This window comes from Enterobacter sp. V87_3, from assembly GCF_029967835.1.
Taxonomy (GTDB): domain Bacteria; phylum Pseudomonadota; class Gammaproteobacteria; order Enterobacterales; family Enterobacteriaceae; genus Enterobacter; species Enterobacter cancerogenus.
In genome coordinates, this window is record NZ_JASCAM010000022.1 from 227,147 (window position 1) to 253,702 (window position 26,556).

Annotated in this window: 25 protein-coding genes; 15 read left to right on the plus strand and 10 right to left on the minus strand. The window is 56.0% G+C overall.

Annotated elements, in window-relative coordinates:
- Window positions 1-32 precede the first annotated feature (32 nt).
- Entirely contained in the window at window positions 33-236 is a 204-nt protein-coding gene (gene ydfZ / locus QLG21_RS10385; protein ID WP_006175042.1) for a putative selenium delivery protein YdfZ, read from the minus strand.
- A gap of 288 nt (window positions 237-524) precedes the next feature.
- Between ydfZ and QLG21_RS10390 the strand changes: the two genes are divergently transcribed.
- On the plus strand, window positions 525-956 hold the full coding sequence (locus tag QLG21_RS10390) for a universal stress protein (RefSeq protein WP_088207368.1): 432 nt from the start codon (window positions 525-527) through the stop codon (window positions 954-956).
- Window positions 957-990: 34 nt separating this feature from the next.
- On the opposite strand, the gene QLG21_RS10395 is transcribed toward QLG21_RS10390, so the two are convergent.
- Together QLG21_RS10395 and ydfG are read right to left on the minus strand one after the other, a co-directional pair.
- Window positions 991-1,677: a GntR family transcriptional regulator gene (locus QLG21_RS10395; protein ID WP_006175044.1), complete on the minus strand. Its 687-nt coding sequence runs from the start codon at window positions 1,675-1,677 to the stop codon at window positions 991-993.
- 90 nt (window positions 1,678-1,767) lie between these two features.
- Window positions 1,768-2,514 carry a bifunctional NADP-dependent 3-hydroxy acid dehydrogenase/3-hydroxypropionate dehydrogenase YdfG gene (gene ydfG / locus QLG21_RS10400; protein WP_006175045.1) on the minus strand — a complete coding sequence of 249 codons (747 nt, stop codon included), beginning with the start codon at window positions 2,512-2,514 and terminating at the stop codon, window positions 1,768-1,770.
- Between the two features lie 143 nt (window positions 2,515-2,657).
- Here ydfG and dcp point away from each other — a divergent pair, with 143 nt between their 5' ends.
- The gene (gene dcp, locus QLG21_RS10405; protein WP_137848524.1) at window positions 2,658-4,691 is read left to right on the plus strand and encodes a peptidyl-dipeptidase Dcp; all 2,034 of its coding nucleotides are present in this window, start codon (window positions 2,658-2,660) and stop codon (window positions 4,689-4,691) included.
- 532 nt (window positions 4,692-5,223) lie between these two features.
- Here dcp and QLG21_RS10410 read toward each other — a convergent pair.
- Window positions 5,224-5,427, minus strand: coding sequence for a hypothetical protein (locus QLG21_RS10410; RefSeq protein WP_137848525.1), 204 nt, complete (start codon window positions 5,425-5,427; stop codon window positions 5,224-5,226).
- 258 nt (window positions 5,428-5,685) lie between these two features.
- Here QLG21_RS10410 and QLG21_RS10415 point away from each other — a divergent pair, with 258 nt between their 5' ends.
- On the plus strand, window positions 5,686-5,943 hold the full coding sequence (locus tag QLG21_RS10415) for a hypothetical protein (RefSeq protein WP_137848526.1): 258 nt from the start codon (window positions 5,686-5,688) through the stop codon (window positions 5,941-5,943).
- Between the two features lie 217 nt (window positions 5,944-6,160).
- On the opposite strand, the gene QLG21_RS10420 is transcribed toward QLG21_RS10415, so the two are convergent.
- Window positions 6,161-7,345, minus strand: coding sequence for a diguanylate phosphodiesterase (locus QLG21_RS10420; protein ID WP_137848527.1), 1,185 nt, complete (start codon window positions 7,343-7,345; stop codon window positions 6,161-6,163).
- Window positions 7,346-7,969: 624 nt separating this feature from the next.
- On the opposite strand from QLG21_RS10420, the gene QLG21_RS10425 reads away from it, so the two are divergent.
- On the plus strand, window positions 7,970-8,248 hold the full coding sequence (locus tag QLG21_RS10425; RefSeq protein WP_137848528.1) for a DUF1471 domain-containing protein: 279 nt from the start codon (window positions 7,970-7,972) through the stop codon (window positions 8,246-8,248).
- Between the two features lie 65 nt (window positions 8,249-8,313).
- Here the strand turns inward: QLG21_RS10425 and QLG21_RS10430 are convergent, their stop codons facing one another.
- Window positions 8,314-9,303: a 2-hydroxyacid dehydrogenase gene (locus tag QLG21_RS10430; protein ID WP_006175054.1), complete on the minus strand. Its 990-nt coding sequence runs from the start codon at window positions 9,301-9,303 to the stop codon at window positions 8,314-8,316.
- A gap of 210 nt (window positions 9,304-9,513) precedes the next feature.
- Here QLG21_RS10430 and QLG21_RS10435 point away from each other — a divergent pair, with 210 nt between their 5' ends.
- The 3 genes from QLG21_RS10435 to QLG21_RS10445 are packed head-to-tail and all read left to right on the plus strand — an operon-like array spanning window position 9,514 to window position 12,669.
- Window positions 9,514-12,153 carry a YdbH family protein gene (locus tag QLG21_RS10435; RefSeq protein WP_137848529.1) on the plus strand — a complete coding sequence of 880 codons (2,640 nt, stop codon included), beginning with the start codon at window positions 9,514-9,516 and terminating at the stop codon, window positions 12,151-12,153.
- On the plus strand, window positions 12,150-12,341 hold the full coding sequence (locus QLG21_RS10440) for a YnbE family lipoprotein (protein ID WP_006175056.1): 192 nt from the start codon (window positions 12,150-12,152) through the stop codon (window positions 12,339-12,341). The genes QLG21_RS10435 and QLG21_RS10440 overlap by 4 nt, the downstream gene beginning before the upstream one ends.
- 7 nt (window positions 12,342-12,348) lie before the next feature.
- On the plus strand, window positions 12,349-12,669 hold the full coding sequence (locus tag QLG21_RS10445) for a YdbL family protein (RefSeq protein WP_006175057.1): 321 nt from the start codon (window positions 12,349-12,351) through the stop codon (window positions 12,667-12,669).
- Between the two features lie 11 nt (window positions 12,670-12,680).
- Here the strand turns inward: QLG21_RS10445 and feaR are convergent, their stop codons facing one another.
- The gene (gene feaR / locus QLG21_RS10450; RefSeq protein WP_042320537.1) at window positions 12,681-13,589 is read right to left on the minus strand and encodes a transcriptional regulator FeaR; all 909 of its coding nucleotides are present in this window, start codon (window positions 13,587-13,589) and stop codon (window positions 12,681-12,683) included.
- Window positions 13,590-13,830: 241 nt separating this feature from the next.
- Between feaR and QLG21_RS10455 the strand changes: the two genes are divergently transcribed.
- Window positions 13,831-15,330, plus strand: coding sequence for an aldehyde dehydrogenase family protein (locus tag QLG21_RS10455; RefSeq protein ID WP_137848530.1), 1,500 nt, complete (start codon window positions 13,831-13,833; stop codon window positions 15,328-15,330).
- Between the two features lie 71 nt (window positions 15,331-15,401).
- On the opposite strand, the gene QLG21_RS10460 is transcribed toward QLG21_RS10455, so the two are convergent.
- The 3 genes from QLG21_RS10460 to paaZ all read right to left on the minus strand — a co-directional run bounded on the left by QLG21_RS10460 (window position 15,402) and on the right by paaZ (window position 21,150).
- Window positions 15,402-16,508, minus strand: a complete 1,107-nt coding sequence (locus tag QLG21_RS10460; RefSeq protein ID WP_137848531.1) for a GGDEF domain-containing protein — start codon at window positions 16,506-16,508, stop codon at window positions 15,402-15,404.
- A gap of 121 nt (window positions 16,509-16,629) precedes the next feature.
- On the minus strand, window positions 16,630-18,906 hold the full coding sequence (tynA, locus tag QLG21_RS10465) for a primary-amine oxidase (protein WP_137848532.1): 2,277 nt from the start codon (window positions 18,904-18,906) through the stop codon (window positions 16,630-16,632).
- Between the two features lie 204 nt (window positions 18,907-19,110).
- Window positions 19,111-21,150 (minus strand): phenylacetic acid degradation bifunctional protein PaaZ, encoded by a 2,040-nt coding sequence (gene paaZ / locus QLG21_RS10470; RefSeq protein ID WP_282484332.1) that lies wholly within the window; start codon window positions 21,148-21,150, stop codon window positions 19,111-19,113.
- 283 nt (window positions 21,151-21,433) lie between these two features.
- Here paaZ and paaA point away from each other — a divergent pair, with 283 nt between their 5' ends.
- From paaA to paaG, 7 genes are read left to right on the plus strand one after another with little or no spacing between them, the layout of a single operon-like run.
- Window positions 21,434-22,363 (plus strand): 1,2-phenylacetyl-CoA epoxidase subunit PaaA, encoded by a 930-nt coding sequence (paaA, locus tag QLG21_RS10475; RefSeq protein WP_006175063.1) that lies wholly within the window; start codon window positions 21,434-21,436, stop codon window positions 22,361-22,363.
- A gap of 11 nt (window positions 22,364-22,374) precedes the next feature.
- Window positions 22,375-22,662: a 1,2-phenylacetyl-CoA epoxidase subunit PaaB gene (paaB, locus tag QLG21_RS10480; RefSeq protein ID WP_220711429.1), complete on the plus strand. Its 288-nt coding sequence runs from the start codon at window positions 22,375-22,377 to the stop codon at window positions 22,660-22,662.
- Between the two features lie 8 nt (window positions 22,663-22,670).
- Window positions 22,671-23,417 carry a 1,2-phenylacetyl-CoA epoxidase subunit PaaC gene (gene paaC / locus QLG21_RS10485; RefSeq protein WP_153681589.1) on the plus strand — a complete coding sequence of 249 codons (747 nt, stop codon included), beginning with the start codon at window positions 22,671-22,673 and terminating at the stop codon, window positions 23,415-23,417.
- An 11-nt stretch (window positions 23,418-23,428) separates the two neighbouring features.
- Complete coding sequence (paaD, locus tag QLG21_RS10490; RefSeq protein ID WP_282484333.1) at window positions 23,429-23,926, plus strand: 1,2-phenylacetyl-CoA epoxidase subunit PaaD; 498 nt, start codon at window positions 23,429-23,431, stop codon at window positions 23,924-23,926.
- 7 nt (window positions 23,927-23,933) lie between these two features.
- Window positions 23,934-25,004, plus strand: coding sequence for a 1,2-phenylacetyl-CoA epoxidase subunit PaaE (paaE, locus tag QLG21_RS10495; protein WP_282484334.1), 1,071 nt, complete (start codon window positions 23,934-23,936; stop codon window positions 25,002-25,004).
- Window positions 25,001-25,768 (plus strand): 2,3-dehydroadipyl-CoA hydratase PaaF, encoded by a 768-nt coding sequence (paaF, locus tag QLG21_RS10500; protein WP_282484335.1) that lies wholly within the window; start codon window positions 25,001-25,003, stop codon window positions 25,766-25,768. Before paaE ends, paaF begins: the two co-directional genes overlap by 4 nt.
- Window positions 25,768-26,556 carry a 2-(1,2-epoxy-1,2-dihydrophenyl)acetyl-CoA isomerase PaaG gene (paaG, locus tag QLG21_RS10505; protein WP_282484387.1) on the plus strand — a complete coding sequence of 263 codons (789 nt, stop codon included), beginning with the start codon at window positions 25,768-25,770 and terminating at the stop codon, window positions 26,554-26,556. The genes paaF and paaG overlap by 1 nt, the downstream gene beginning before the upstream one ends.

The window sequence follows — 26,556 nt, forward strand, 5'->3', positions numbered from 1 at the left end:
CCGCCGTTCGCGGCGGCATGGCTTTGTGCCTGTTAGTGCATTCCCAGGCGAATCAGTTCAATCGGTTCAAATTTACCGTCACAACCTTCGACTTCCACCGTTTTGCTGCGACGCACCTGTGCGGCATCCAGCCCGGTGCTGTGGATCGCTTTAATAATCCCGGTGCGGCCCGTGCCGTTAATCATTACGCGGCTGCCGGTGGTGATTGCGTTGCGGTTACGGTCATATGTCATCATGGTAATTTCTCCTCTCTAACCTATCCGTTACGGCGCTATTCTGACCGCGCCATTCACGGGCACTATAAATACGCCTCTCTTTAACGATTGTTTTTGTTTTTGATCAAACTCACACTTTTTTCTTTGTTACGGCCCGCGTTGACGCTTCTGAACCGCTATTTACAAAACGGACAAATGTTTTCATGAACTGATAGTTTACCCGCGTTAACGTTGAGGGTTTGTTTATAGTGCGAATGGCACTCTGGTTACAGGAAATACCCCTTTCATCTGAATTAAGGAGTCAGGCTTATGTACAAAAAGATTTTGATGCCTGTTGATGTGTTTGAAATGGATTTGAGTGACAAAGCGGTGCGTCATGCGGCTAATCTCGCCAAAGCGGAAGGCGCCTCAATCACCCTGGTTAATATCCTGCCCGTCAGCGGCCGCTCGTTACTACGCGGGTTCAATGCGGATATTAAAAAGTTTGAAGAGTACATGACCACCGAGTCTGATAAAAAAATGACGGCGTTAAAGCGCTTGTTTGATATCGACCCGGACAAAATTGAGTGCAAAGTGCGCTTTGGCAGCGTGCGCGATGAAATTATTAAAATGAGTAAAGAAGGGGATTATGACGTGATCGTTATCGGTTCGAAAAACCCGAGCATCACAACCCATTTACTCGGCTCCAACGCAGAGTCTATTCTCCGCTACGCCAGCATCCCGGTATTAGTTGTCCGCTAACGACCTCGCCGCAACCGCAAGGGGGCGGCGAATATTACTCTTCGCTGAACCAGTCGCTATTTTCCTGACGAATAAGCTGCACGGATTCACTTATTTCCTGCAGGTGCAGAGTCATCGCATTTTCCACGCCGTCCAAATCCCGTTTTTCCAGCGCATTAAAAATATCATGGTGCTGTCGGAGCAGCATTTCCGGCGGCGAAACATGGTCAAGGCTCATGTAACGCACGCGGTCAATGGTGGCTTTGATGTTTTCGATGGTATCCCACGCCAGCTGACAGTCGGCGATTTGCGCCAGCTTCTGATGAAACTCGTCATCCAGCTGGAAAAAGTCATTGAGCTGTTTACGATCAATCGCAATGCGCTGCTGATGCAGGTTTTGCTCCAGCAGGTAGCACTGGTTTTCGTTGATCAGCGTTGCCGCCCGTCGCACAACCGCGCACTCAATCGCCTGACGGACGAAACAACCGTTACGGACCTGCGAAAGCGAAATTTTGTTCACATAGCTGCCGCGCTGGGGGCGGATCTGAATCAGGCCGTTTTCAGCCAGCTTGATAAACGCCTCACGCACCGGCTGACGGGAAACGTCAAAACGCACCGACACCTCTTTTTCAGACAGCGGAGTGCCAGGCGGGATCAGGCAATGGACGATATCACGTCGTAAAATGCGATAAATTTGCTGGTTAACAGGCTGGGTAGGGTTGAGTTGCGATTCAGCGGCCATGTGTTGTGATTTCTCAGAGAGTTAACCTGACTAGACTACCATTCTTTTGCCCGCCATCACAGACCCGGCCCGCAGGCCGGGCAGGGCAAACTAGCCGCGATGGACGCTCAGTCCGGCAAAACTCTGGCTGACCGGCATCATTTCAACGGTGTTGATATTGACGTGTTTAGGCAGCGTCGCCACCCACCAGACCGTCTCGGTGACGTCTTCCGGGGTCAGCGCATTCGCGTTTTCGTAGGTTTTACCCGCTTTCGCGTCATCGCCTTTGAAGCGGACGTTAGAGAATTCCGTCCCGCCCACCAGGCCTGGTTCAACGTCCGTCACGCGGATAGCCGTGCCGTGCAGGTCGGTGCGCAGGTTCAGGCTGAACTGGCGCACGAAAGCTTTGGTTGCGCCGTAGACGTTGCCGCCTGCGTAAGGCCAGCTACCGGCGGTAGAGCCGATGTTGATAATGTGGCCGCTGTTGCGTTCCACCATGCCGGGCAGCACGGCGCGGGTCATGTACACCAGGCCCTTGTTGTTGGTGTCGATCATGTTTTCCCAGTCTTCCACGCTGGCTTTATGGGCGGGCTCCATGCCCAGCGCCAGACCGGCATTGTTGACCAGAACATCAATGGCACGCCACTCGGCCGGCAGGTTCGCGATCATCTCTTCAATGGCCGCGCGGTTACGTACGTCCAGCTGCGCGGTCAGGATGCTGTCGCCCAGCTCATCCTTTAGCTCCTGCAGGCGCTCCTGACGGCGGCCTGTTGCAATCACTTTATGGCCGTTGGCGACGAAGCGACGCGTGATGCATTCACCAAAACCCGCGGTCGCCCCGGTAACTAAAATTATCATCTCACTGTTCCTCAACGCTTTTTGTGTTGTACTACCATAGCACGCTCGCGGGCGGCCCGTTAAGGCTACATTTGTATGATGGCATTGCAGGCGCTGACGGCCTGGCCTACTCTGGGGGAATACACTGTTCTGAGGAGTGAAAAATGTCGGTCAACAATCCTTTTTTTGACATCAGCCTGCTGCCGTATCAGGCACCGCGATTCGATCTTATTGAAGACAGCCACTATCGCCCGGCATTCGACGAAGCCCTGCGCCAGAAGCGTGCTGACATCGACGCTATTATCGCCCAAACGTCCCCACCGGATTTTGACAACACCGTGCTGGCGCTGGAGAAAAGCGGCGCGATGCTATCACGCGTCAGCAGCGTCTTTTTTGCCATGACCTCCGCGCACACCAACGATGATCTGCAGGCGCTGGATGAGCAGTTCTCAACCGAGCTGGCGGAGCTGGCAAACGATATCTGGCTTAACGACACGCTTTTCTCCCGCGTCGAGCGCGTCTGGCAGGATCGCGCCGCGCTGGATGCGGAATCCCGTCGTCTGGTGGAAGAGACCTGGCAGCACTTTGTCCTTGCGGGCGCACGCCTTAACGCTGCCGAAAAAGCGGAGCTCAAAACGCTGAATACGGAATCCGCCTCGCTGACCAGCCGCTTTAACCAGCGTTTACTCGCCGCAGACAACGCGGGCGGGCTGGTGGTGGACGATGTTCAACAACTCGATGGCCTGAGCGCGGACCAGATTGGCACCGCCGCGCAGGCCGCAACGGAAAAAGGTCTTCGCGATCGCTGGCTGATCCCGCTGCTTAATACCACGCAACAGCCCGCCCTCGCCGCGCTGCGCAATCGCCAGACGCGTGAACGTCTGTTCAAGGCCGGATGGGATCGCACCCAAAAAGGCGATGAAAACGATACCCGCGAGCTGATCCGCCGTCTTGCGTCGCTGCGCGCGCGGCAGGCTCAGCTGCTCGGATTTGAGGATTACGCAAGCTGGAGCACCGCTGACCAGATGGCGAAAACGTCTGCCGCCGCGCTGGCCTTTATGCGGGGGATCGTGCCTGCGGCGCGAGGGCGGGCGGCGCGTGAACAGGCTGATATCCAGAAGGTGATTGACGACGAGCAGGGCGGTTTTACCGTTGAAGCATGGGACTGGGCCTACTACGCCGAGCGCGTGCGCTCGGCAAAATACGCGCTCGATGAGTCGCAAATCAAACCTTACTTTGCGCTCAATACCGTCCTGCACGACGGCGTGTTCTGGGCTGCCAGCGAGCTGTTTGGCATTCGTTTTGTTGAGCGTTTTGACATCCCGGTGTATCACCCGGACGTGCGCGTATGGGAAATTTTTGACCACACCGGCGAGGGGATGGCGCTGTTCTACGGTGACTTCTTCGCCCGCGACTCAAAAAGCGGCGGGGCGTGGATGGGCAATTTTGTCGAACAATCCTTTGAGTCTTCCGCCCGCCCGGTGATCTACAACGTGTGCAACTACCAAAAACCCGCTACCGGCCAGACGGCACTTCTCTCCTGGGATGATGTCATCACGCTGTTTCACGAGTTTGGTCATACGCTACACGGCCTGTTTGCCAGCCAGCGCTACGCTACGCTTTCTGGCACCAATACGCCGCGAGACTTTGTTGAGTTTCCGTCGCAAATCAACGAACACTGGGCCAGCCACCCGCGCGTGTTTGCGCACTATGCCCGTCATTATCAGACCCAGGAACCCATGCCGGATGCCCTGCGGGATAAAATGCTGAACGCCACCCAGTTCAACAAGGGCTACGACATGACGGAGTTGCTCAGCGCTGCCTTGCTGGACATGAACTGGCACAGCATTCGCGACACCGTTGATAACGTAGAATCGTTTGAAGCCGAGGCGCTGAAAAAGGAAGGGCTGGATCTTCCCGCCATCCCGCCACGCTATCGCAGCAGTTATTTCGCCCATATCTTCGGCGGCGGCTATGCGGCGGGGTATTACGCCTATCTCTGGACGCAAATGCTGGCGGACGACGGTTATCAGTGGTTTGTCGAGCAGGGGGGTTTGACGCGCGAGAACGGGCAAAAATTCCGCGAGGCGATTTTGTCGCGCGGCAATAGTACGGATTTAGCTGAACTTTATCGTCAGTGGCGCGGGCACGATCCGAGAATAGAGCCGATGCTGGAAAATCGTGGATTGAGTGATTAGGTATAATTTAACGTAAGTGAACCGGGCATAATGCCCGGTTCTTTCCCTTCAATCTGTCATTACGTGAACGAAAGATAGTCTGCAGATGAGGGTTTGATACAAACTTAGCATAGTGCCCTCACATTTTTCCCGAGGCAGTCTATATTGTTAGAGGAAAAAACATAATGGAGTCAGGGTAGTGGACGGAGAAAGGATCGTAATCAATTCGCTTGAAGAAGCCCAGGGAATCGCAAATGCCTTAGTGCTTTTTGCTATGGGTTTCGAGCAATCAAGGATCATACAAGGAATGTATTTCGTATCGGGGTTTTTGAATATTTATTCTGTAAACGAAATAATATTAAATGAGATTAAGCGAAGCGCTCTGCAACGTAGTATAAATGTGTCCAGCAATCTGAACCAAACTTTCAATTACAACGGGAGAGAACTCATCATCACGTTGACCAGATTGTAACAGCAAGAGTCGTAATAATGGCAATTGCCTACCAGTATAGTGCAATGTCATGTATCATTTATGTCTACTGACTAATGCAACCTAATGTAATGTCTTTTTGAGGGTCAGAATCGCTTCAAGACATTGCATCATGATTTTTTCGTCTTCACAATCCATACAAACTTGATAAAGCGCTTCAATTAATAGCTGTAAGGTAACGGCATCATTTTTTTCGAGTAACCCCGCAACAACAACGCCTATAAGGGCATTAAATTCTTCAGTTCCATCTATTTCATCTTGTTCCAAAGCACCTCCTGATAGTGTATGGATGTACAGGGTAGCATGCGGGTATATTAATTTCAACGTTACTCTAATCTTAAGCAATGTGTATGAACAGATGTAAAGCTGTGCTGCCAGGGCTTTTTCAGTGCTGCAATATATGATTTCAATTTTGTCGTTATAAGGAATCAAAACATAAGAATAGGACTAATTTTCTAAATTCAATGCCTTCTGCATCTAGAGTTAATTCTGAGGTTTATGAAATCGTACCAAGGAGGCTTAACTGTGATATTTCAAGACGACGAAAAAGGCTATGCCATCATTGGTGAAGCGGCACTTAGACTTGCTCTTGTGAGAAAGGAGATTAATGTCGCCTCTCTCATTAGCATGTTGAATCGAATGACTCAAGACGTTGATGATGAAGGTAGATTGAAGGAACTCTCGGAGGCCAACACCTGGCTCATGAGATTCAAGACACTCAATCGCGACGATGAGTTAAGGATGCCATATCTTCAAACCCTTGTGGGCCTTAACGAAGACTAGAATTAGCAGGATAGGACGCAGACCGGCTCTGGCCGGTAATCACGACGAAGCAACCTCATCGGTAACGTGAAAACGTTTATCGGCCGAAGAAACTGTCAGGGATGACACTCTTTTAGTCGATTTAGTACAGAACTTACCCACAGAATCTGTGGATAAGTTAACCATTATAATCTCTGCTTAAGATATCTGATCGCTTACAGCGATAATTTCAATAATTCTACGAAGATATATGCTGTTCGACGAGTTCAGGCCAATGAATTGTTAAATGTTCATGTCTGCTGTAGTGTGAAAAAAGCCCCCCCTGAAAACAAAATATTCCCGCTGACTCAAGCCACATCCACTCTTCGGCAAGTTCTATTCCAGTCGCGCAAATTCTTATTTCTAATAGCTCGCAGCAGCGGATTAAGCTTTGAAGAATCGCTTGTTTAGAACCATCTTCATGAATATGCTTTATCAATTGAGGATGAATCTTAAGTTTTTCAGGTTGAAATTTAGAAAGGAGTAATAATCCTGCGTTGCCTGCTCCAAAGTCTTTGACGGCAACGCTTACACCACAACTCTTCAATTTCCTGATGGCGTCAGCGAACTCATCAATCTCTGGAATTATTTCGCTTTCAGAAAATTCGACAATAATTTGCTCTGGATAAATGCTACTTTCTTTAATATAACCAAGGAGTATATCAATTGCACCGGGCACTCTGGTCAAGGTCAAGGGCAGGAGTGAAACTGACACCCTTTGCGAAGCAGTAGTTATCTTTCCAGCAGTTTTTAACAATTCATGTTTCGATTCCAAATCAAAAGATAAATGATCTGCTTCACTAAGTGGGCTTTCATTTTTGGCACTTAATACGAATGAATGTATTTGGCCTGCGAGAGGATCTATCACCACCTGGATATTATCAATGGAAACCCTATCAATTTCTTCAATCTCAATATGTTGCGGCGAAAAGTACCAGCTGAAACTATCCGGCAATTGATAGTAACTGTCAGTTTCCACTGAATCGATAAAAGTGCGAAAAAATCGCAAAGCCCTATCATTATAGAGTAACTTATGTTGAGTGGTTCCATGTTGAAGAACTCTGTCAAGACACTCATCTTTGTCATACAGCCTGATGTCGATTAATTCCATGCCTGCTCCACCGAAACGACGATAAGGGGCATAATCGCGTAAAAGTTCGACAATGTTAGAATGAAGGACATCGCGGCGAATCTTTTCGTACAGTTGCATCACTGCAACCTCTTCACCTTCCAGAAGCTGCAAAAAATGCGTGCCGTTGAAAAGCAAAACGCCAGTAATCCCCACTTTCTCGTTGTGAGTATTGGCCGTGCTGACCATATCTTTTATTGATTGAAATGATGCGCCCGACTGGAGGTGGCTTCGATAAATAAGCGTTGTTAGCATAGTGAACGTGTCTAAGGAGTTTCTTCTAAAATAGCATGAGAATTGTTAACCGTGCGTTATTGCATAACTTTTTTTAAAACCTGAGAAATTGACAGTATGTTATAACACGTTGACGTACGGTCATGAGTAATCCCAGTTATAATTATGGATTTACCCATGCCGATCTCAGCGATGTGCAGCATAATTTATTGCACTTCCGTGACAAACTAAAAAAAGGATCTAGAATTTCTTACGGATTGAAATTTATTACATGGAGTTTCCCGTGATTTTTCTGGCCGCGATTGTCTTATCCTCACTTCTGTTCATCTCGTCTCTTATCTATATTTTGATGGAGTTAGTTAGCATTGGGTGCAATCCTCAGAGGCATTAGAATCCTGCGCGCACGCAGGAACAGGCCGCACGGTTGATGTGTAGTCGCAGATTGTCGAAAGTATCAGGACAAAGGGTTGCGGGTAAAACGACGCGTTGCAGCGTTAAAGACGATCAGCAAAAACGCAATGTCGCTCTTAATGGAGATTCTGTAACACTGGAAAAAAATCCCATCTAATCTACATTATTGATACGGATCATTTACATGGATTATTCATAAGTTGAATATGTAGAGTAATCAACAGGAGGAATGATATGAAAAAAGCACTATTAGGGACTGTTCTGGCCTTCACAATGGCAAGCTTCGGTGCATCCGCTGCCGATCTGATTTCTAAAGATGAAGCACACCACTTCAAACTGCAATACATAGGGAATGTTACCGTGGGCGCAACCGGCGGTCAGATTTCATCACCTTCCGATCTGCATAAAAAGCTTTCTACACTGGCTGAAGAGAAGGGTGGAAAATACTACGTTATTATCGCTGCGCGTGAGCATGGTCCTAACTTTGAAGCAGTAGCAGAAGTCTTTAAATAACGCCTTTATTCATTAAAAAACCCGCCATCAGCGGGTTTTTTATTATCTATATTTAGAGAGAAAAGTCAGGCAATCTCATTCGGACAGGCTTCGCCTTTCTCCAGCTGCTGCAAATTCCCCAGCGTCGTTTCTGAAATGCTTATCAGCGCCTCGGCGGTAAGGAAGGCCTGATGCCCGGTGAACAGCACGTTATGGCAGGCCGACAGACGGCGGAACACGTCATCCTGAATCACGTCATTGGATTTGTCTTCAAAGAACAGGTCACGTTCGTTCTCATAGACGTCCATACCCAAGGCACCAATCTTCTGGGTTTTCAGCGCTTCAATTGCCGCCTGTGAATCAATCAAACCGCCGCGGCTGGTGTTGATGATCATCACCCCGTCCTTCATCTGGTCGAAAGCCGTCTGGTTTAGCAGGTGATAGTTTTCTGGCGTCAGCGGGCAGTGCAGGGAGATCACGTCAGACTGGGAGAACAGCGTCTGAATATCAACATACTCCACGCCCAGCTCCAGTGCGGCAGCGCTTGGGTACGGGTCAAAGGCCAGCAGGCGCATACCAAAGCCTTTCAGAATGCGCAGGGCGGCTACGCCAATCTTACCGGTGCCGATGATCCCGGCGGTTTTGCCGTACATGGTAAAACCGGTCAGCCCTTCGAGAGAAAAGTTCGCATCACGGGTACGTTGATAAGCACGGTGAATACGACGGTTCAGCGACATCATCATGCCGATGGCATGTTCCGCCACCGCTTCCGGTGAATAGGCCGGTACGCGAACGACCTTCAGACCCAGCTCTTTCGCCGCATCCAGATCCACGTTATTGAACCCGGCGCAGCGCAGGGCGATATATTTCACCCCCTGTTTTTTCAGCTCTTCCAGCACCGGACGGCTGCCATCATCGTTGACGAAGATACAGACGCCTTCACAGCCGTGGGCGGTTTTGGCAGTTTTCTCAGTCAGCAGAAAGTCGAAAAATTCAAGATCGAATCCGTAAGCCTCGTTAACATGTTGCAGATACTTTTTGTCGTACTGCTTTGTGCTATATACCGCGAGTTTCATAAGACTTTCTCCAGTGATTTTACATTCACGTTAGCATGATTAAAATAATCTTACAATTTATAAAAATTTATTGAATTCAATAAGTTCTATGAATAATGATAGAGCATCTATCCTTAAAAATGACAGTCTCTTCAACTGACTGGCTAATCATGCGACAATGATCGGCAATGTCGGCTTAATTCTTTCGCTAAATCAGGATATTAACTGCCCATGAGGGGTAAATACAAAGCCGCGATCGCGCTCCTACTGCTGTTGATCGTTTTGCCGCTGACGCTGCTGATGACGCTCGCCCAATGGGTACCGACCCTTGCCGGGATCTGGCTGCCGGTAGGGACGCGCATCGCCTTTGAAAAAAGTCCTCGTCTGACCCGCAACGCCCTCGTTATACCGGATCTCCGCTATCTGGTAGAAGACTGCGAAATTGCCCGTATCGAAAACGTCACGCTGTCGCACCCCAGCCGCTGGGCGCTGGACGTCGGCGCGCTTGAACTGAACTCTGCGTGTCTGAGTAAACTGCCCGAGTCCGCCCCGTCCACCGTCGCGCCAAAAACCCTGGCCCAGTGGCAGGCGATCCTGCCGAACACCTGGCTGACGATCCACCGCCTGACGCTTTCCCCCTGGCAGCAGTGGCAGGGTGAGCTTCGCGCGTCCTTAACCCCGGCCAGCCAGACTCTCACCTATAAAGGCGAGCAGGTGAGTATTCAGGGGCAGCTTCGCGGCCAGAATCTGACCATCAAGCAATTCGACATTCACCTGCCGGACCAACCGCAGCCCGTGACGCTGGTGGGTGAATTTACCCTGCCGCTGGTGCCGGACGGCGCACCGGTTAAAGGGCACGCGCAGGCCACCTTCAACGTGCCACACTTATCGTCTCTGGTCGATGCCGATCTGGAGTGGGCGGACAATCAGGGGCAACTGGTGGTCATGGCGAGGGATAACCCCGACCCGCTGCTCGACCTGCCTTGGCAGGTCACCGCCCGGGAATTGACCATCAGCGACGGTCGTTGGAACTGGCAACAGCCAGGTCTGCCGCTGAGCGGACGCGTTGGGCTGAAGATTGATAACTGGCAGCAGGGGCTGGAAAAAGCGACCTTCACCGGACGCCTGAACGTGCTGACGAAGGGTGATGCCGGGAAGGGCAACGCCGTACTGACTCTCGGTCCCGGCACGCTTAGCATGGATAACAGCCACATGCCGCTGCATCTGAGCGGCGAGGCGAAACAAAACGATCTGATCCTCTACGCCAAACTTCCGGCGACACTGACCGGAAGCCTGGCAGATCCCATCCTGGAATTCGCCCCCGGCGCGCTGCTTCGCTCGCGCGGACGCCTGATTGATTCGCTGGATATCGACGAAATACGCTGGCCGCTCGCGGGCGTTAAGCTGACGCAAAAGGGCGTGGATGGCCGCCTGCAGGCGATATTACGCGCTCATGAAAACGAGATGGGCGATTTTACCCTGCACCTGGACGGCCAGGCGCAAGATTTTTTACCCGACAGCGGGCTGTGGCAGTGGCGCTACTGGGGCAACGGTAACTTCACGCCGATGAACGCACGATGGGACGTTGCAGGGAAAGGAGAATGGCGCGATCGGGTGATTGCGCTGACCGATCTCTCCACCGGTTTCGATAAGCTCCAGTACGGCACGATGCTGGTCAGCAAGCCGCGTCTGGTGCTGGAAAAACCGGTGCGCTGGCAGCGCGATCCTGCCCATCCGGCCTTCAGCGGGGCGCTGTCGCTGAAAGCGGGACAAACCACCTTTTCAGGCGGAAGCCTGCTGCCGCCCTCGGTACTGAATTTTAGCGTCGACGGGACTGACCCGACCCTGTTCCAGTTCAAAGGGGATCTTCACGCCGACGCCATTGGGCCGGTGCAGGTCAATGGCCGCTGGGACGGTGAGCGTCTGCGCGGTCAGGCCTGGTGGCCGAAGCAGTCCCTCACGGTATTCCAGCCGCTGCTTCCGCCAGACTGGAAGATGACGCTGCGCGACGGCGAACTTTACGCGCAGGTGGCCTTCTCGGCGGCGGCGGACCAGGGCTTTGAGGCGGGCGGCCACGGGGTGGTAAAAGCCGGTAGCCTGTGGATGCCCGACAACCAGATCAACGGCGTCGATTTTGTTCTGCCGTTTCGCTTTAGCGAGGGGACCTGGTCGCTGGGCACGAGGGGGCCGGTGACGTTGCGCATTGGCGAAGTGCAAAATCTGGTGTCCGCACACAACATTACCGCCGATTTACAGGGTGACTACCCCTGGACCGACGACAACCCGCTGCTGCTCACCAACGTGAAGATAGAAACGCTCGGCGGCAAAATCACCCTTCAGCAGCTGCGTATGCCGCAACATGATGCGGCCCTGCTGCGCGTGGACAATATCTCCTCCAGCGAGCTGATTAGCGCGGTGAATCCCAAACAGTTTACGATGTCTGGCCCGGTCAGCGGAGCGCTGCCATTCTGGCTCGACAACGAACGCTGGATTATCAAAGACGGCTGGCTGACCAATCCGGGGCCTATGACGCTGCGTATTGACAAAGATACGGCCGACGCCATTGTGAAAGACAATATGGCCGCAGGGGCCGCCATCAACTGGCTGCGCTACATGGAAATCACCCGGTCGTGGACAAAGATCAATGTCGATAATCTGGGGGTCTTAACCCTGCAGGCGGCGATCAAGGGAACCAGCCGGGTGGATGGCAAAAGCGGTTCGGTCAATCTGAACTACACCCACGAAGAGAACGTTTTTACCCTCTGGCGCAGCCTGCGCTTCGGGGATAATCTGCAAACATGGTTTGAGCAACATGCGGCCATACCGGGTATCCGCAGTTCGACCGGCAAGGAAAGTGAGGAACAACAATGAAAAAGATGGCAGGTGTACTCACCGTGGCCGTTGCCGTGCTGCTCTCGGGCTGTACGCCGCGTATTGAAGTGGCGGCACCGAAAGAGCCGATCACCATCAATATGAACGTCAAAATCGAGCATGAGATCCACATCAAGGTCGATAAAGACGTAGAAACCCTGCTGAAAACGCGCAGCGATCTGTTCTGAGGATGCCATGAAACGATTACTACTGATTTTACTGGCGCTGGGAATGAACGTGCAGGCCGCGACGCTGACCTTAAACGAAGCACGCACCCAGGGCCGGGTGGGGGAAACCCTGAGCGGCTACCTGGCGCCGGTTAAGCAGGATCCAGACACGCTGGCGCTGGTGAAAAGCATTAATGCCGCACGCACCGAGAGCTACCAAAAGCTGGCCGACAGCAACAACCTGCCGGTGGATGAAGTGGCGAAAATGGCCGGGCAAAAGCTGGTGGCCCGTGCGCAGCCGGGCGAGTACGTGAAGGGGATTAACGGTAAGTGGCTGAAAAAAGAGTGAACTAAAAAAAACTAGCGGCAGCGTTTACGGTACTCGCCGGGCGAGACGCCGAAACGCTGCTTAAAGGCGGTAGAAAAATGGCTGTGATCGGCAAAACCCCAGCTGTAGCCAATGCCCGCCAGCTTTTCGTCGTCGCCGGCTGAACGCAGCATCTGCGCGCAGAGATCGAGTCGACGGTTTTTAATGTACTGCGCCACCACCAGCCCTTTCTCGGCGAACATACGGTACAAACTGCGTACCGACATCCCACTCTCTGTGGCGATCCACTCCGGGCGCAGCGCGTCTGACTGGATATGGTCGTCTATCAGGGAAAGCACGTTCTGGAACTGACGTTCCTTGCGCGGCTGCACTGCGTCGCGTTGCTGAAATGCCGGGCGCAGCAGGCAAACCATCGCTTCCAGCGCCGCTTCGCTCTCGACCTCACTCAGCCCGGTATTGCCCATACTCTCCTGAAGCAGACGATGGCTCAACTGCACGGTCGGCAGGCTGCGGGAAAGCGTGAGCGCGCAGCTCACTTCCTGAAAGCGGCACTGCTGTTCAATGATCTGACGCGGCACGAGCAGAGAAATCTGGCGGGATTTGTCCTGCCAGTAAATCGAGCAGGGGCGCGAGGCGTCCAGCAGGGTGATATCGCCCGTTTTAAGACGTGAGCGCCGCCCGTCCTGTTCAATCTCCGCGCTGCCGTCGAGCTGAAACACGGTATAGAACCACGCATCGTTGCCGTGGGCAATTTCCCGACGGGTGCGAAACAGATTAACCCCGGCTGCGGTGACGGTGCTTAACTTCAGGCTGCGGGCATAGCTGGTTTCCAGTTCACCGATAAACTCTCCCTCTAAAGGACGCGCATCAAACCGGCCGCACGCCTGGTTAATTTGCGCCAGCCATTGCTGATACTTTTCCTGTTCGCTCGCACACGCCATGGTTTCTCTCGCCGCACCGTCAATGTTTTCGCATTGTTGCATTTGTGTTGCATTTTGTCTGGCCTTCGAGGCTGACTATAGGAAAGAACGCTCATGCGGAACAGCGATATAAGCGGTAATTATCACGTTTTGCGGAGCCTGTCACAGGTGGCAAAGCGAATGTCACACAGACAAAAGCGGGATGGCAAAACCCCTCTTAGACTGCATTAACATCCTGAGAAGAATAACCAAGGAGTACCCGATGTCTGAATCACAGGTAGCCGCTCTGCCGTGCGTGCAACAGTTTCTCGACCGTCACCATGGCCTGTGGATCGAAGGGCGCGAAGTGGCGTCTGACGGCGAAAAACGCCTGAACGTCTATAACCCGGCGACGGGCGAGGTGATAGCCTCAACGGCGGATGCCAGCGTGGACGATGTGGATCGCGCAGTGATGTCTGGCTGGCGCGCCTTTGTTTCGCGCAGCTGGGCGGGAAAACTGCCCGCCGAACGCGAGCGCATTCTGCTGCACTTTGCCGACCTAGTCGAGCAGCACGGCGAGGAGCTGGCGCAGCTTGAAACGCTGGAGCAGGGGAAATCCATCAACATCTCCCGCGCCTTTGAGGTCGGCTGCACCTTGAACTGGATGCGTTATACCGCCGGGCTGACGACCAAAATTGCGGGCAAAACGCTCGATCTCTCTATTCCGCTGCCGCAGGGGGCGCGTTATCAGGCGTGGACCCGTAAAGAGCCGGTCGGGGTGGTGGCGGGGATCGTACCCTGGAACTTCCCGCTGATGATCGGCATGTGGAAAGTGATGCCCGCCCTGGCGGCTGGCTGCTCAATCGTTATCAAACCCTCTGAGACGACGCCACTGACCCTGCTGCGCGTGGCGGAACTGGCGAGTGAGGCGGGTATTCCGGATGGCGTGTTCAACGTCATCACCGGCAGCGGAGCCACCTGCGGTGCAGCCCTGACGTCGCATCCGCGCATAGCCAAGGTGAGTTTTACCGGCTCTACGGCGACGGGGAAACAGATTGCGCGTACGGCTGCAGAGACGCTGACGGGCGTCACGCTGGAGCTGGGCGGTAAAAACCCGGCTATCGTCCTGAAAGACGCCGATCCGGCATGGGTCATTGAAGGGCTGATGACCGGCAGCTTCCTTAATCAGGGGCAGGTTTGTGCGGCAAGCTCGCGCATCTATATCGAAGCGCCGCTGTTTGACACGCTGGTGAGCGGGTTTGAGCAGGCGGTTAAATCCCTCAGCGTCGGGCCGGGCATGTCGCCGCAGGCGTTTATTAACCCGCTGGTCTCCCGCGCCCACTGCGATAAGGTCCAGACCTTCCTTGATGAAGCCGCCTCCCGAAAGGCCGAGCTTATCAGCGGCAGCCGCGGCCCGGACGGGAAGGGATACTATGTTTCACCGACGCTGGTGGTTAACCCGGACGCGTCGCTGCGACTCACCCGTGAAGAGGTTTTCGGCCCGGTGGTCAACCTGGTGCGGGTCGCGGATGGCGAAGAGGCGTTACGGCTGGCTAACGACACCGAATATGGCCTGACGGCCAGCGTCTGGACGCAAAACATCAGCAAGGCGCTGGAATACACCGACAGGCTGCAGGCCGGCACCGTCTGGGTAAACAGTCATACCCTGATCGATGCCAACCTGCCGTTCGGCGGCATGAAACAGTCTGGCACCGGGCGTGACTTTGGCCCGGACTGGCTGGACGGCTGGTGCGAAACGAAGTCGGTGTGCGTGCGGTATTAAAAAACAAGCCGGGTGGCGGGTTTTGTAGTCCGGGTAAGCGCAGCGCCACCCGGCTTCATTTAAAGCGACATTTAAAGCGACCACCGATCCCGCCCGGCCTCCTTTGCCCGGTACAGCGCGGCGTCAGCGCGGGCGAGAAGCTCCGTTCCGGCCAGCCCCTCGGCCATCTCTGCGATCCCCATACTCACGGTAACGTATTCGCTGGCGTTTGAGGCGCTATGCGGGATTGCGGTGGCACGCAGTTTCTCCTGAATGCGCAGGGCAACCTGCTCAGCTCCCCGTAGCGGGCAATCGAAGAGGATCACCACGAACTCTTCGCCGCCGTAGCGGGACACCACGTCATTCGGCGTGCGCACCGACTGCTTCAACACCTGGGCTACGGACGTTAAACAGGCATCCCCCGCCTGATGGCCGTAGGTGTCGTTGTAACGCTTGAAAAAATCGACATCAAGCATGATCAGCGAGAAGGCCTTTTTGCGTTCGGTCGCATCCTCCAGCAGGGTCTCCATCGCCCGGCGATTCGCGGTCTGGGTTAACGCATCAAGATGTGCGAGCGCGTCCAGACGCAGGATCAGGCGCTGATTCTGCTGGTTCCGCCGCCAGGCCTCTTCAAACCAGCGGTGCAGAATAAACCGCCCGCAGACGAGGATGAGCGTAAACACTCCCCAGATAACGGCAAAGCGCAGGTTAATCCCGTGGTTGAGCGCAATACTGGCCACCGGCAGCGCAATCCACAGCGGCAGGAGAAATGCCAGCAGCCCTGACGGGTAAAAATAGAGCGCCGTCATTCCCGCAAGCATCAGGATCACATAGACAGGCCAGGCATGAGGGAGTTGGGCAACCGCGATGAGCCAGTAGCTGCACAACGACCACAGCAGGCTGCAGATAAACAGCACGATGCCGATACCGGCAATATGCCGCCAGGCCATCACCACCAGCGTGGCCGAAAGTAAAATGATGCCCAGCATCGCGGTGTCGACCATCGTTGTCAGCGGTCTGGACGCGCCCAGCAGCGTATCCATGTGGCCCACGATAGTGTTACGCAGCAGAAGCATGACCGCCAGGCTCAGGTTCACAAAGGCCAGCCACGGGAGATTCATTGCCAGACCGTGGCGCACCATCGATTTGTGGGTGGGCCATGTCGCGAGTTCAGGCGTCGTATTGCGTCTTTTTTCCATGAAGGTGGGATCCCGTCCGGGGGGGCGTGCATGCCAGAGGTTTATCTTTAACTATAAGCAGCCTCGATTATTCATCAAATCAATGAGCATAAAAAACCGGGCGTTGCGCCCGGCGTGATGGTTATTGCTGTTGCTCTTTTTTCTTACCCAGCGTCGGCGTTTCGTCGAAGAAGTTCCACGGTTTGAGCAGGGTATGTACCCATTCTGTCGGCATGATCGGCCACTCCTCCGCGCGGGCAACGTGGGTGGTGCCGGTGGTCATCCAGACCACGTCATCCTGGTCGTTCACCGACTCGTTATCCTTGCTGTACTGCCCCAGGCCGGTATCGTGGGTTGAACGGTTCGGGAATTTGCCTTCCGGGTACATCTCGTTGGGATGGTAACGCGTTACCCACAGCTGCTTATCCATAAAGCTCAGACGGTGGTAAATCCACTCGTCCTGGGCAAACTTCGCGCCGGTGGCAACCGGGTGCGTGCCGCCCGCGTACGGGATAATCTGATACGAGACCGGGTTGCCCATGCGGTTCTCTTTCGTTGTGTTACTCAGCAGACGAATGGTGCCCGGGTCGAATTTTTGCGCGGCCTGCAGTTCACTGTCGATATCGTACTGATTGACCTGCATGGTGCTGGTGCGGGGACCGCCTGCGGTATTCGGCTTCACTTCCGGATCCATCGCCACCAGCTTGTTATTGGTCCCGTCCACGTCCAAATCCAGACGGAAGTTATAGATGTGCTGATGCGTGGTCCCAACGATGTTGTGGTCGATCAGCGTTCCGTATCGGGTGTCATCTTTGGCGGTGGCGTCATGCATGGTTTTCGCCTGCACGCCTTTAACCGCCTCGATCCCCGTCGCGCCTGCATCAATGCCGATGGTGCCGTTTTCGTGGAATACCCAGTCGAAGATGTAGTCGTAATTTCCCACGGTGCTTACCCAGCGCACCACCAGTTCGCGGCGCTCGGCGCTGACGTTCGGCTGGCCCATCTCCTGATGTTTATACTCCGGCCCGGCATAGCGTTCAAAAATGGCGATAGCGCGCGGGATCTCCATCGGTGCGCCGGTGTAGTCGGGAATTGTCTCGTTCAGCAGTACGGCGTTAGAGGGCACGTCTTTGCCGCGCACCAGCGGTGAGGTCAGGGTGCCCATACCGTAGTCCCCGGAATCAAGATAGGCTTTGAAGTACCAGCCCACATCCGGGTCGCCGTACGGAACAATCATCCCGCCCAGCGATCCCTGGTACATCACCTGACGTTTTTTACCGTTATCGTTGTACGTAACGGTAGAGAGCATCGGCCCGACGCGCGAATCCAGGCTCAGGTGGAAATCCCAGTTCTGCCAGTGGACCATATCGCCGGTAATGGTGTAATTCTTCCCCTCTGGCTCGATGATCTCCAGCGGTTTTTTGGCTGTTTCAATGCGGTCGCGGCCATCATACGGGCGGGGCGTGAGCGGTACGGGGACCACCGGGCCTTCCTCAATTTTCTGGATTTTCTTCTGTTCGAGATCGACCACCGCGACCAGGTTTTCAATAGGGTGCGCCCAGTAGTTGCCATCGCCCACATCAAGGTAGCTCACCACTTTCAGCAGGCGGTCCTCTTGTTTCAGGCCATCTTTCCCGTCGAAATAGCCCACGGTCAACGGGGTGGTGATCACCTTCTTCGTGTCGGTGATACCGCGTTTTTTCAGCACCGCAGCAAACTCTGCGCTGTCGTTAATAATCTGCTGCACGGTAGCAAAGTCGTCCAGCAGGACCATGCCGTGGGCGTCTTTGATGGTTTCCCAGCGCAGGATCTTCTTATCCTTCAGGTCCACCAGGCTTTCGATGATCTGTTTCCCGTCCAGCAGGGTGAGGTTCGCCTGGCGGGGAGCGTCCACCGCCGTGCCGTTGAGCACAAAGTCCCAGACTTTGGCTTTCTCCGGCTCGGCCAGCGCAATCTGGGTGAAACGGGTATTGGGTTTGAAGTCGGCAGAGGCTTTCACAATCTCAACAGCCTGTTTGATCTCCTCCGCTGTCAGCGCATTGAGGGGATGAGGGCGCTTTTCTACCTGGAACGTCTGATCAAGGCCTGACTGAAACACATCGTTGATAAAGGTCTCCGGGATAAACGCCTGGTTATTCTTCATCACGACCGGTACCTGCAGCGTCAGCGGCTTGCCGTTAACAATGGCGGTTTTCGCGCCCGGCTTAACCTTCACAAACGCACCGTCTTTCGAGAGGGTGAACATTTGGGCGTAATCATCCCACTTCACATCCGCGCCAAAGTCTTTCAGCGTTTTTTCCATCGGCACCATGTGCGCCTCGCTGCCGTGAGCGAAAACAGGGGATTGCCACGCGCAACACAGCGCAATGGCCATCGCCAGCGCCGTTCTACGGGCAGAAAAAGTAGCATTGCTTCCCATCGTAGACCTCATCTTGTTGCGTTTATTGTGTTGTGTCAGCGTTATCCTGACAGCAGCCTGAGAAAAGCGTTTGCCTGCATCTGCCAGGTTATTTGTCAGGTTTGCCAGGTTAAAAAAGAGCGGGGTGACGTCACACCCCGGCAGGCCGTCGTTGGCCGGGTAAACGTCGCGTTACCCGGCAGCAAAGACGGTGAAGGAAAGGGATCAGACGTCGCCGTGCTGGCGGGCGACCAGCGTCAGAATGGAGTAAAGGGCCACGGCCTGCTGGTGCTGGTTGTAGATTTCCACTGACCACTCCACCACGCCGGTCGGTTTTTCATCGGGGGTGCGCTGTTTCTTCAGCGTTTTGCGCTTACAGGTCAGACGCACCTGAATGGTGTCGCCCGGCTTCACCGGCTCGATAAAGCGCAGGTTCTCCATGCCGTAGTTGGCGATGACCGGGCCGACGCCCGCATCAACAAACAGCCCGGCGGCAGCGGAGATCAGGAAGTAGCCATGCACCACGCGCTCACCAAAGATGGACTCGGCAGCGCCGATTTTGTCCATGTGCGCGTAGAAGTGATCCCCGCTCAGACAGGCAAAATTCACGATGTCAGTTTCCGTCAACGTACGGCGCGGCGTCAGCAGGCTGTCGCCAGGCTGAAGCTCCTCGAAGTATTTGCGGAACGGATGTACGCGGTCTTCCTGCACCTGTGCGCCGCGCACCCACTGTTTACCAATGGCCGCCAGCATAGAAGGGCTGCCCTGGATCGCGGTGCGCTGGAGGTAATGCTTCACGGCGCGCAGGCCGCCAAGCTCTTCGCCGCCGCCCGCACGACCCGGACCGCCGTGCACCAGCTGCGGCAGCGGTGAACCGTGCCCGGTTGACTCTTTTGACGACGCCTCGTTGAGGATCTGAATGCGTCCGTGGGCGCGCGCCGCGCCGGCAATGAACTGCCGCGCGGTGGCGGGTTCTGCCGTGACCAGCGTGCCCGCCAGGCTTCCGCCGCCCGCTCGGGCAAGCGCCATTGCGTGGTCGGCATGGCGATAAGGCATCAGCGTGGCGACAGGGCCAAAGGCTTCGATGGCATGGACCGCCGGGGTTTCATCCGGCTGCGGGCAGAAGAGCAGGGTCGGCGGGAAGAATGCCCCGGCGGCGTTCAGGTCGGCTTTTCCGCCAAGGCGGATCTGGCAGCCCGCGGCCACCAGGCGATCCACGTTGGCCTGCACGTCGGCACGCTGATCGCTGTTGACCAGCGCGCCCATTTTGACCCCTTCCTGCGCCGGGTCGCCCATCACCACCTTTTCCAGCCGCGCAATCAGCGCCTGGCTGACGGCCTCCGTCTGGCGCTGAGGAACCAGTATTCGGCGGATGGCGGTACATTTTTGCCCGGCTTTGGCGGTCATCTCACGCACCACTTCGCGAATAAACAGCGCAAACTCCGGCTGCTCCGGCGTGACGTCTTCACCCAGCACGCAGCAGTTCAGCGAGTCTGCTTCCATGGTGAACGGAATCGAGTTCGCCACAACATTAGGATGAAGGCGCAGGCTTTGCCCTGTTGAGGCCGAGCCGGTGAACGTCACCACGTCCTGGCTGTCCAGGTGGCTCAGCAGATCGCCTGCGCCGCCGCAAATCACGCTGATTGCACCGTCCGGCACCAGGCCGCTGTCGACGATCGCTTTCACCATCGCCTGCGTCACCTGCGCGGTGGCGGTGGCGGGCTTAATGATGGCGGGCATGCCGGCAAGCCAGGTGGGGGCCAGTTTTTCCAGCATACCCCAGCACGGGAAGTTAAAGGCGTTGATATGCACCGCCACGCCGGATTTTGACGTTAAGACGTGGCGGGCGGCAAATCCGCCCTCTTTAGAGAGTGGGATCAGCTCATCTTCCGGCCACAGCGTATCGTCCGGCAGCTCGCGGCTGCCGAGGCCTGCATAGGTAAACAGGGTGCCGATCCCGCCCTCAATATCCACCCAACCATCGGCACGGGTCGTGCCGGTCTGGGCGGACAACGCATAAAACTGCTCTTTCTGGCTCAGGAGGTGCTTCGCCACCGCCTTCAGCATGGCGGCGCGTTCAATAAAGGTCATCGCGCGAAGTGCTTCGCCCCCGCGCTCGATGGCGTAGCGGCGCGCGGCCGCCATATCCAGCCCTTCGCTGGTGACTTCCCATAAGGCTTCATCGCTGATGGCGTGATGAATCGTGCGCTCACGGCCCCGGCCAGACTGCCAGATGCCGGACAAGAAGCTGGCTAACTGCTGCATTGCTTATCTCCAAGTGTTTCGTGATTTCACTATAGATAGTTTGATCATGAATCATGAAAATCAAGCTGAGTTTTAAAGAATTGTTAACATTGTGATCTGGCAGGAGGAGAGGAGGCGCCTTAAACGCCCGCTGACAGGCCTTGTGTGAAAAGCCTTGCGAGCCACGTCACAAAATAAACAAACACATCTTGGGGTTATATTTAACCTTTGTGTAACTTTTATGAAACGAAGTGATTCATCATTTTGCCTGTTTAAATAAATTTACGAATCATAAGGTGATGACGTGACGCAAGAACAACGCTTTGAGCAGCGCATAGCGCAGGAGACAGCCATCGAGCCACAGGACTGGATGCCTGACGCCTACCGCAAAACGCTGATCCGCCAGATTGGTCAGCACGCGCACTCCGAAATCGTCGGCATGCTGCCGGAGGGGAACTGGATCACCCGCGCGCCGACGTTGCGCCGCAAAGCCATTCTGCTGGCGAAGGTGCAGGACGAAGCCGGGCACGGGCTGTACCTCTACAGCGCGGCGGAAACGCTGGGCTGTGCGCGGGAGGACATCTACCAGAAGATGCTCGACGGCAAGATGAAATACTCCTCGATCTTCAACTACCCCACCCTGAGCTGGGCCGACATCGGCGTAATTGGCTGGCTGGTGGACGGCGCGGCCATCGTCAACCAGGTGGCGCTCTGCCGTACCTCTTACGGGCCGTATGCCCGGGCGATGGTGAAAATCTGTAAAGAAGAGAGCTTCCACCAGCGTCAGGGCTTTGAAGCCTGCATGGCGCTGGCACAGGGCAGCGAATCACAGCGCCAGATGTTGCAGGACGCCATTAACCGCTTCTGGTGGCCCGCGCTGATGATGTTCGGGCCAAACGATGATAACTCCCCAAACAGCGCCCGCAGCCTGGCCTGGAAAATCAAACGTTTCGGCAACGATGAACTGCGCCAGCGTTTTGTGGATAACACCGTCCCGCAGGTGGAGATGCTGGGCATGACGGTGCCGGACGCCGATCTGCATTTCGATGAACAGAGCGGCCACTACCGCTTTGGCGAGATTGACTGGCAGGAATTTGATGAGGTGATTAACGGGCGCGGGATCTGTAACCACGAGCGTCTGGCCGCAAAACGTAAAGCCTGGGACGACGGCGCCTGGGTGCGCGAAGCCGCCCTGGCGCACGCAGAAAAACAACACGCACGCAGCGCAGCGTAAGAGGAAACATCATGAGCAATGTCTACTGGCCGCTGTACGAAGTGTTCGTACGCAGCAAACAAGGATTATCCCATCGTCACGTGGGCAGCCTGCACGCCGCCGATGATCGTATGGCGCTGGAAAACGCCCGCGACGCCTATACCCGCCGCAGCGAAGGTTGCTCCATCTGGGTGGTGAAGGCCAGCGAAATTATTGCCTCTCAGCCCGAAGAGAGCGGTGTATTTTTCGATCCGGCCGAGAGCAAGGTCTATCGCCATCCGACGTTTTACACCATCCCTGATGGCATCGAGCATATGTGAGGTTGGGGATGAATAACGTATCTGCATACGCCCTGCGTTTGGGCGACAACGGTCTGGTGCTGTCCCAGCGTCTCGGCGCCTGGTGCGGTCACGCGCCGGAGCTGGAAATTGACCTCGCGCTGGCGAATATCGGCCTCGACCTGCTGGGTCAGGCGCGCAACTTTCTGACCTACGCCGCCGAGCGGGAAGGCCAGGGCGATGAAGATTCGCTGGCGTTTGGTCGCGATGAACGCCAGTTTTGCAATCTCCTGCTGGTGGAGCAGCCGAACGGCAGCTTCGCTGACACCCTTGTCCGCCAGTACCTGATGGACGCATGGAACGTGGCGCTGTACGAACGCCTGATCCACAGCAGCGACGCCCGGCTGGCCGCCATTGCCGCCAAAGCGATCAAAGAGGTGCGCTATCACCTGCGCTTTAGCCGCGGCTGGCTGGTGCGTCTGGGCGACGGCACGGCGCTCTCCTCGCAAAAAATGCAGCAGGCGGTGAACAGCCTGTGGCGCTTTACGGCGGAGTTGTTCGACGCCGACGACGTTGAGCTGGCGCTGATCGCCTCCGGCGTGGCGGTTGATCCGCGCACCCTGCGCGAGCCGTGGGAACGTGAAGTGTTCGCGGGTTTACAGGAAGCCACCCTGAGCGTCCCCGATGAAGCGGCGTATCGCACGGGGGGCAAACGTGGCCTGCATACCGAACATCTGGGGCCGATGCTGGCGGAGATGCAGTATCTCCAGCGCGTCTACCCCGGTCAGCAGTGGTAAAGGAGAGCGCTATGCAACGCCTCGTCGACATCGCACCGGCACAAATCCCGCAAATCTGGGCGCTGTTAAGCCAGATCCCGGACCCGGAAGTTCCGGTGCTCACCATCACCGATTTAGGCATGGTGCGCAGCGTAAAGGCGCAGGGCGAGGGCTGGGTCATTGGTATTACGCCGACCTATTCGGGCTGCCCGGCAACGGAACACCTGCTGGGGGCGATCCGTGAAGCGATGACCGCGAGCGGCTTTACCCCGGTGCATATCGTGCTCCAGCTTGAACCTGCGTGGACGACCGACTGGATGACGGCGGATGCCCGTGAACGCCTGCGGGAATATGGCATCAGCCCACCCGTCGGCCACAGCTGCCACGCCCATGCGCCTGCTGAGGTGAGCTGCCCGCGCTGTGCGAGCACCAACACCTCGCTTATCAGTGAATTTGGATCCACGGCCTGCAAAGCGCTCTACCGCTGCAATACCTGCCGTGAGCCTTTCGATTATTTCAAATGTATTTGAGGCTGCCATGACAACGTTTCACTCCTTAACAGTGGCAAAAGTAGAACCTGAAACCCGCGACGCGGTCACCATCACCTTTGCGGTGCCGGACGCGTTGCAGGACGCGTATCGCTTTCGTCCCGGCCAGCATCTGACGCTGAAGGCAACCCTTGGCGGCGATGAACTGCGCCGCTGCTACTCGATTTGCCGACATGCCGCGCCGGGTGAAATCAGCGTGGCGGTAAAAGCCATAGAGGGCGGGCGCTTCTCCCGCTATGCCCGCGACGAAATCAAGCAGGGTATGGCGCTGGAGGTGATGGTGCCCCAGGGGCATTTTGGCTACCAGCCGCAGGCCGAACGTCAGGGGCACTATCTGGCGATTGCCGCCGGGTCGGGCATTACCCCAATGCTGGCGATTATCTCCGCCACCCTTGTCACCGAACCCAATAGCCACTTCACCCTGATTTACGGCAACCGCAGCAGCCAGACCATGATGTTCCGGAGCGCCCTGGCAGAACTGAAGGACAAATATCCGCAGCGGCTGCAGCTGGTGACCATCTTTAGCCAGGAGACGCTCGACAGCGATCTGCTGCACGGGCGCATCGACGGCGAAAAGCTGCAGGCGCTGGCAAAAACCCTGATCAACTTCCGCCAGTATGACGAAGCCTTTATCTGCGGCCCGTCGTCAATGATGGATGATGCCGAAGCGGCCCTGAAAGCACTGGGGATGCCGGAGCAATCCATCCACCTTGAACGCTTTAATACGCCGGGCTCCGCGATCAAACGTACCCTGAGCGTGCAGACGGAAGGCCAGAAAGTCACCGTTCGTCAGGATGGACGCGACCGCGAGATAACCCTGACGGCGGACGATGAGAGCATTCTTGATGCCGCGCTGCGCCAGGGCGCAGATTTGCCCTACGCCTGCAAGGGCGGCGTCTGTGCCACCTGTAAATGCAAGGTGCTGCGCGGAAAAGTGGATATGGCAACCAACTACAGCCTGGAGCCGGATGAACTGGCGGCAGGCTACGTACTGAGCTGTCAGGCGCTGCCGTTAACCGCCGACGTGGTGGTCGATTTTGATGCGAAGGGGATGGCATGAGCGAACTGATTGTCACCCGTCATGGCCGCGTGCTCCAGCTGACGCTGAACCGCCCGGCGGCACGCAATGCGCTGAATAACGCCCTGTTAAGGCAAATCGCCGACGCGCTGGAAAGCGCTGCGATTGATGGCGATATCTCCGCCTGCGTGATCGCCGGCAACGAACGCTGCTTCGCCGCCGGGGCAGATCTCAACGAAATGGCGGAAAACGATCTCTCCGCCACCCTGAACGACATCCGTCCGCAGCTGTGGGCGCGGATTAACGCCTTCAATAAACCGCTGATTGCCGCCGTAAACGGCTTTGCGCTGGGGGCGGGATGTGAACTCGCGCTGCTCTGCGACGTGGTGATCGCCGGGGATAACGCCCGTTTCGGGCTGCCGGAGATCACCCTCGGCATCATGCCGGGTGCGGGCGGTACCCAGCGCCTTATTCGCTGTGTCGGCAAATCCCTCGCCAGCAAAATGGTGCTGACCGGCGAAAGCCTCTCTGCAGAGCAGGCGCAGCGTGCCGGGCTGGTCAGCGATGTGTTCCCGGCCTCGCTGACGCTGGAGTATGCCCTGAAACAGGCGGCGCTGATGGCGCGCCACGCGCCGCTGGCCCTGCAGGCAGCGAAGCAGGCGCTGCGACAGTCTTACGAAGTGCCGCTGCAGGCCGGACTGGCGCAGGAGCGGCAGCTGTTCACGCTGCTCTCAGCCACCGAGGACCGCCGCGAGGGCATCGACGCCTTCCTACAAAAACGCACACCCGACTTCAAAGGACGTTAATTGTGGAATGTATTCTGAGTCAGATTGAGCAAGGCGTGATGACCATTACGCTGAACCGTCCGGAGCGGTTGAACAGCTTTAACGACGTGATGCACCGGCAGCTTTCCGACTGCCTGAAGCAGGCCGAGCGTGACGAGACTATCCGCTGCCTGCTGATCACCGGGGCAGGACGCGGTTTCTGCGCGGGACAGGACCTGAATGACCGTAACGTGGACCCTAACGGCCCGGCGCCGGATCTCGGGATGTCGGTGGAAACCTTCTATAACCCGCTGGTTCGCCGTTTGGCGAAACTGCCGAAGCCGGTAATTTGCGCGGTCAACGGCGTGGCGGCCGGGGCGGGCGCTACGCTGGCACTCGGTTGCGACATGGTGATCGCCGCGCGCTCGGCCAATTTTGTGATGGCGTTTAGCAAGCTCGGTTTAGTGCCCGACTGCGGCGGCACCTGGCTGCTGCCGCGTATCGCCGGACGCGCCCGGGCGATGGGGCTGGCGCTGCTCGGTGACAAACTCAGCGCCGAACAGGCGCTGGCGTGGGGAATGATCTGGCAGGTGGTCGACGATGAACAACTCTCCGCCACGGCACAGCAGCTCGCGCTGCACTTTGCCTCGCAGCCGACCTTTGGCCTGGGGCTGATCAAGCAGGCAATGAACGCCGCCGAAACCAACACCCTCGATGCCCAGCTCGATCTGGAGCGGGATTACCAGCGCCTGGCCGGGCGCAGCGATGATTACCGCGAAGGCGTCAGCGCGTTCCTGGCGAAGCGCACGCCAAACTTTACGGGGAAATAA

Coding starts and splice junctions, on each gene's coding strand:
- ydfZ (WP_006175042.1), bottom strand. CDS start 236: ATGATGACATATGACCGTAACCGCAACGCAATCACCACCGGCAGCCGC.
- QLG21_RS10390 (WP_088207368.1), top strand. CDS start 525: ATGTACAAAAAGATTTTGATGCCTGTTGATGTGTTTGAAATGGATTTG.
- QLG21_RS10395 (WP_006175044.1), bottom strand. CDS start 1,677: ATGGCCGCTGAATCGCAACTCAACCCTACCCAGCCTGTTAACCAGCAA.
- ydfG (WP_006175045.1), bottom strand. CDS start 2,514: ATGATAATTTTAGTTACCGGGGCGACCGCGGGTTTTGGTGAATGCATC.
- dcp (WP_137848524.1), top strand. CDS start 2,658: ATGTCGGTCAACAATCCTTTTTTTGACATCAGCCTGCTGCCGTATCAG.
- QLG21_RS10420 (WP_137848527.1), bottom strand. CDS start 7,345: ATGCTAACAACGCTTATTTATCGAAGCCACCTCCAGTCGGGCGCATCA.
- QLG21_RS10425 (WP_137848528.1), top strand. CDS start 7,970: ATGAAAAAAGCACTATTAGGGACTGTTCTGGCCTTCACAATGGCAAGC.
- QLG21_RS10430 (WP_006175054.1), bottom strand. CDS start 9,303: ATGAAACTCGCGGTATATAGCACAAAGCAGTACGACAAAAAGTATCTG.
- QLG21_RS10435 (WP_137848529.1), top strand. CDS start 9,514: ATGAGGGGTAAATACAAAGCCGCGATCGCGCTCCTACTGCTGTTGATC.
- QLG21_RS10440 (WP_006175056.1), top strand. CDS start 12,150: ATGAAAAAGATGGCAGGTGTACTCACCGTGGCCGTTGCCGTGCTGCTC.
- QLG21_RS10445 (WP_006175057.1), top strand. CDS start 12,349: ATGAAACGATTACTACTGATTTTACTGGCGCTGGGAATGAACGTGCAG.
- feaR (WP_042320537.1), bottom strand. CDS start 13,589: ATGGCGTGTGCGAGCGAACAGGAAAAGTATCAGCAATGGCTGGCGCAA.
- QLG21_RS10455 (WP_137848530.1), top strand. CDS start 13,831: ATGTCTGAATCACAGGTAGCCGCTCTGCCGTGCGTGCAACAGTTTCTC.
- QLG21_RS10460 (WP_137848531.1), bottom strand. CDS start 16,508: ATGGAAAAAAGACGCAATACGACGCCTGAACTCGCGACATGGCCCACC.
- tynA (WP_137848532.1), bottom strand. CDS start 18,906: ATGGGAAGCAATGCTACTTTTTCTGCCCGTAGAACGGCGCTGGCGATG.
- paaZ (WP_282484332.1), bottom strand. CDS start 21,150: ATGCAGCAGTTAGCCAGCTTCTTGTCCGGCATCTGGCAGTCTGGCCGG.
- paaB (WP_220711429.1), top strand. CDS start 22,375: ATGAGCAATGTCTACTGGCCGCTGTACGAAGTGTTCGTACGCAGCAAA.
- paaC (WP_153681589.1), top strand. CDS start 22,671: ATGAATAACGTATCTGCATACGCCCTGCGTTTGGGCGACAACGGTCTG.
- paaD (WP_282484333.1), top strand. CDS start 23,429: ATGCAACGCCTCGTCGACATCGCACCGGCACAAATCCCGCAAATCTGG.
- paaE (WP_282484334.1), top strand. CDS start 23,934: ATGACAACGTTTCACTCCTTAACAGTGGCAAAAGTAGAACCTGAAACC.
- paaF (WP_282484335.1), top strand. CDS start 25,001: ATGAGCGAACTGATTGTCACCCGTCATGGCCGCGTGCTCCAGCTGACG.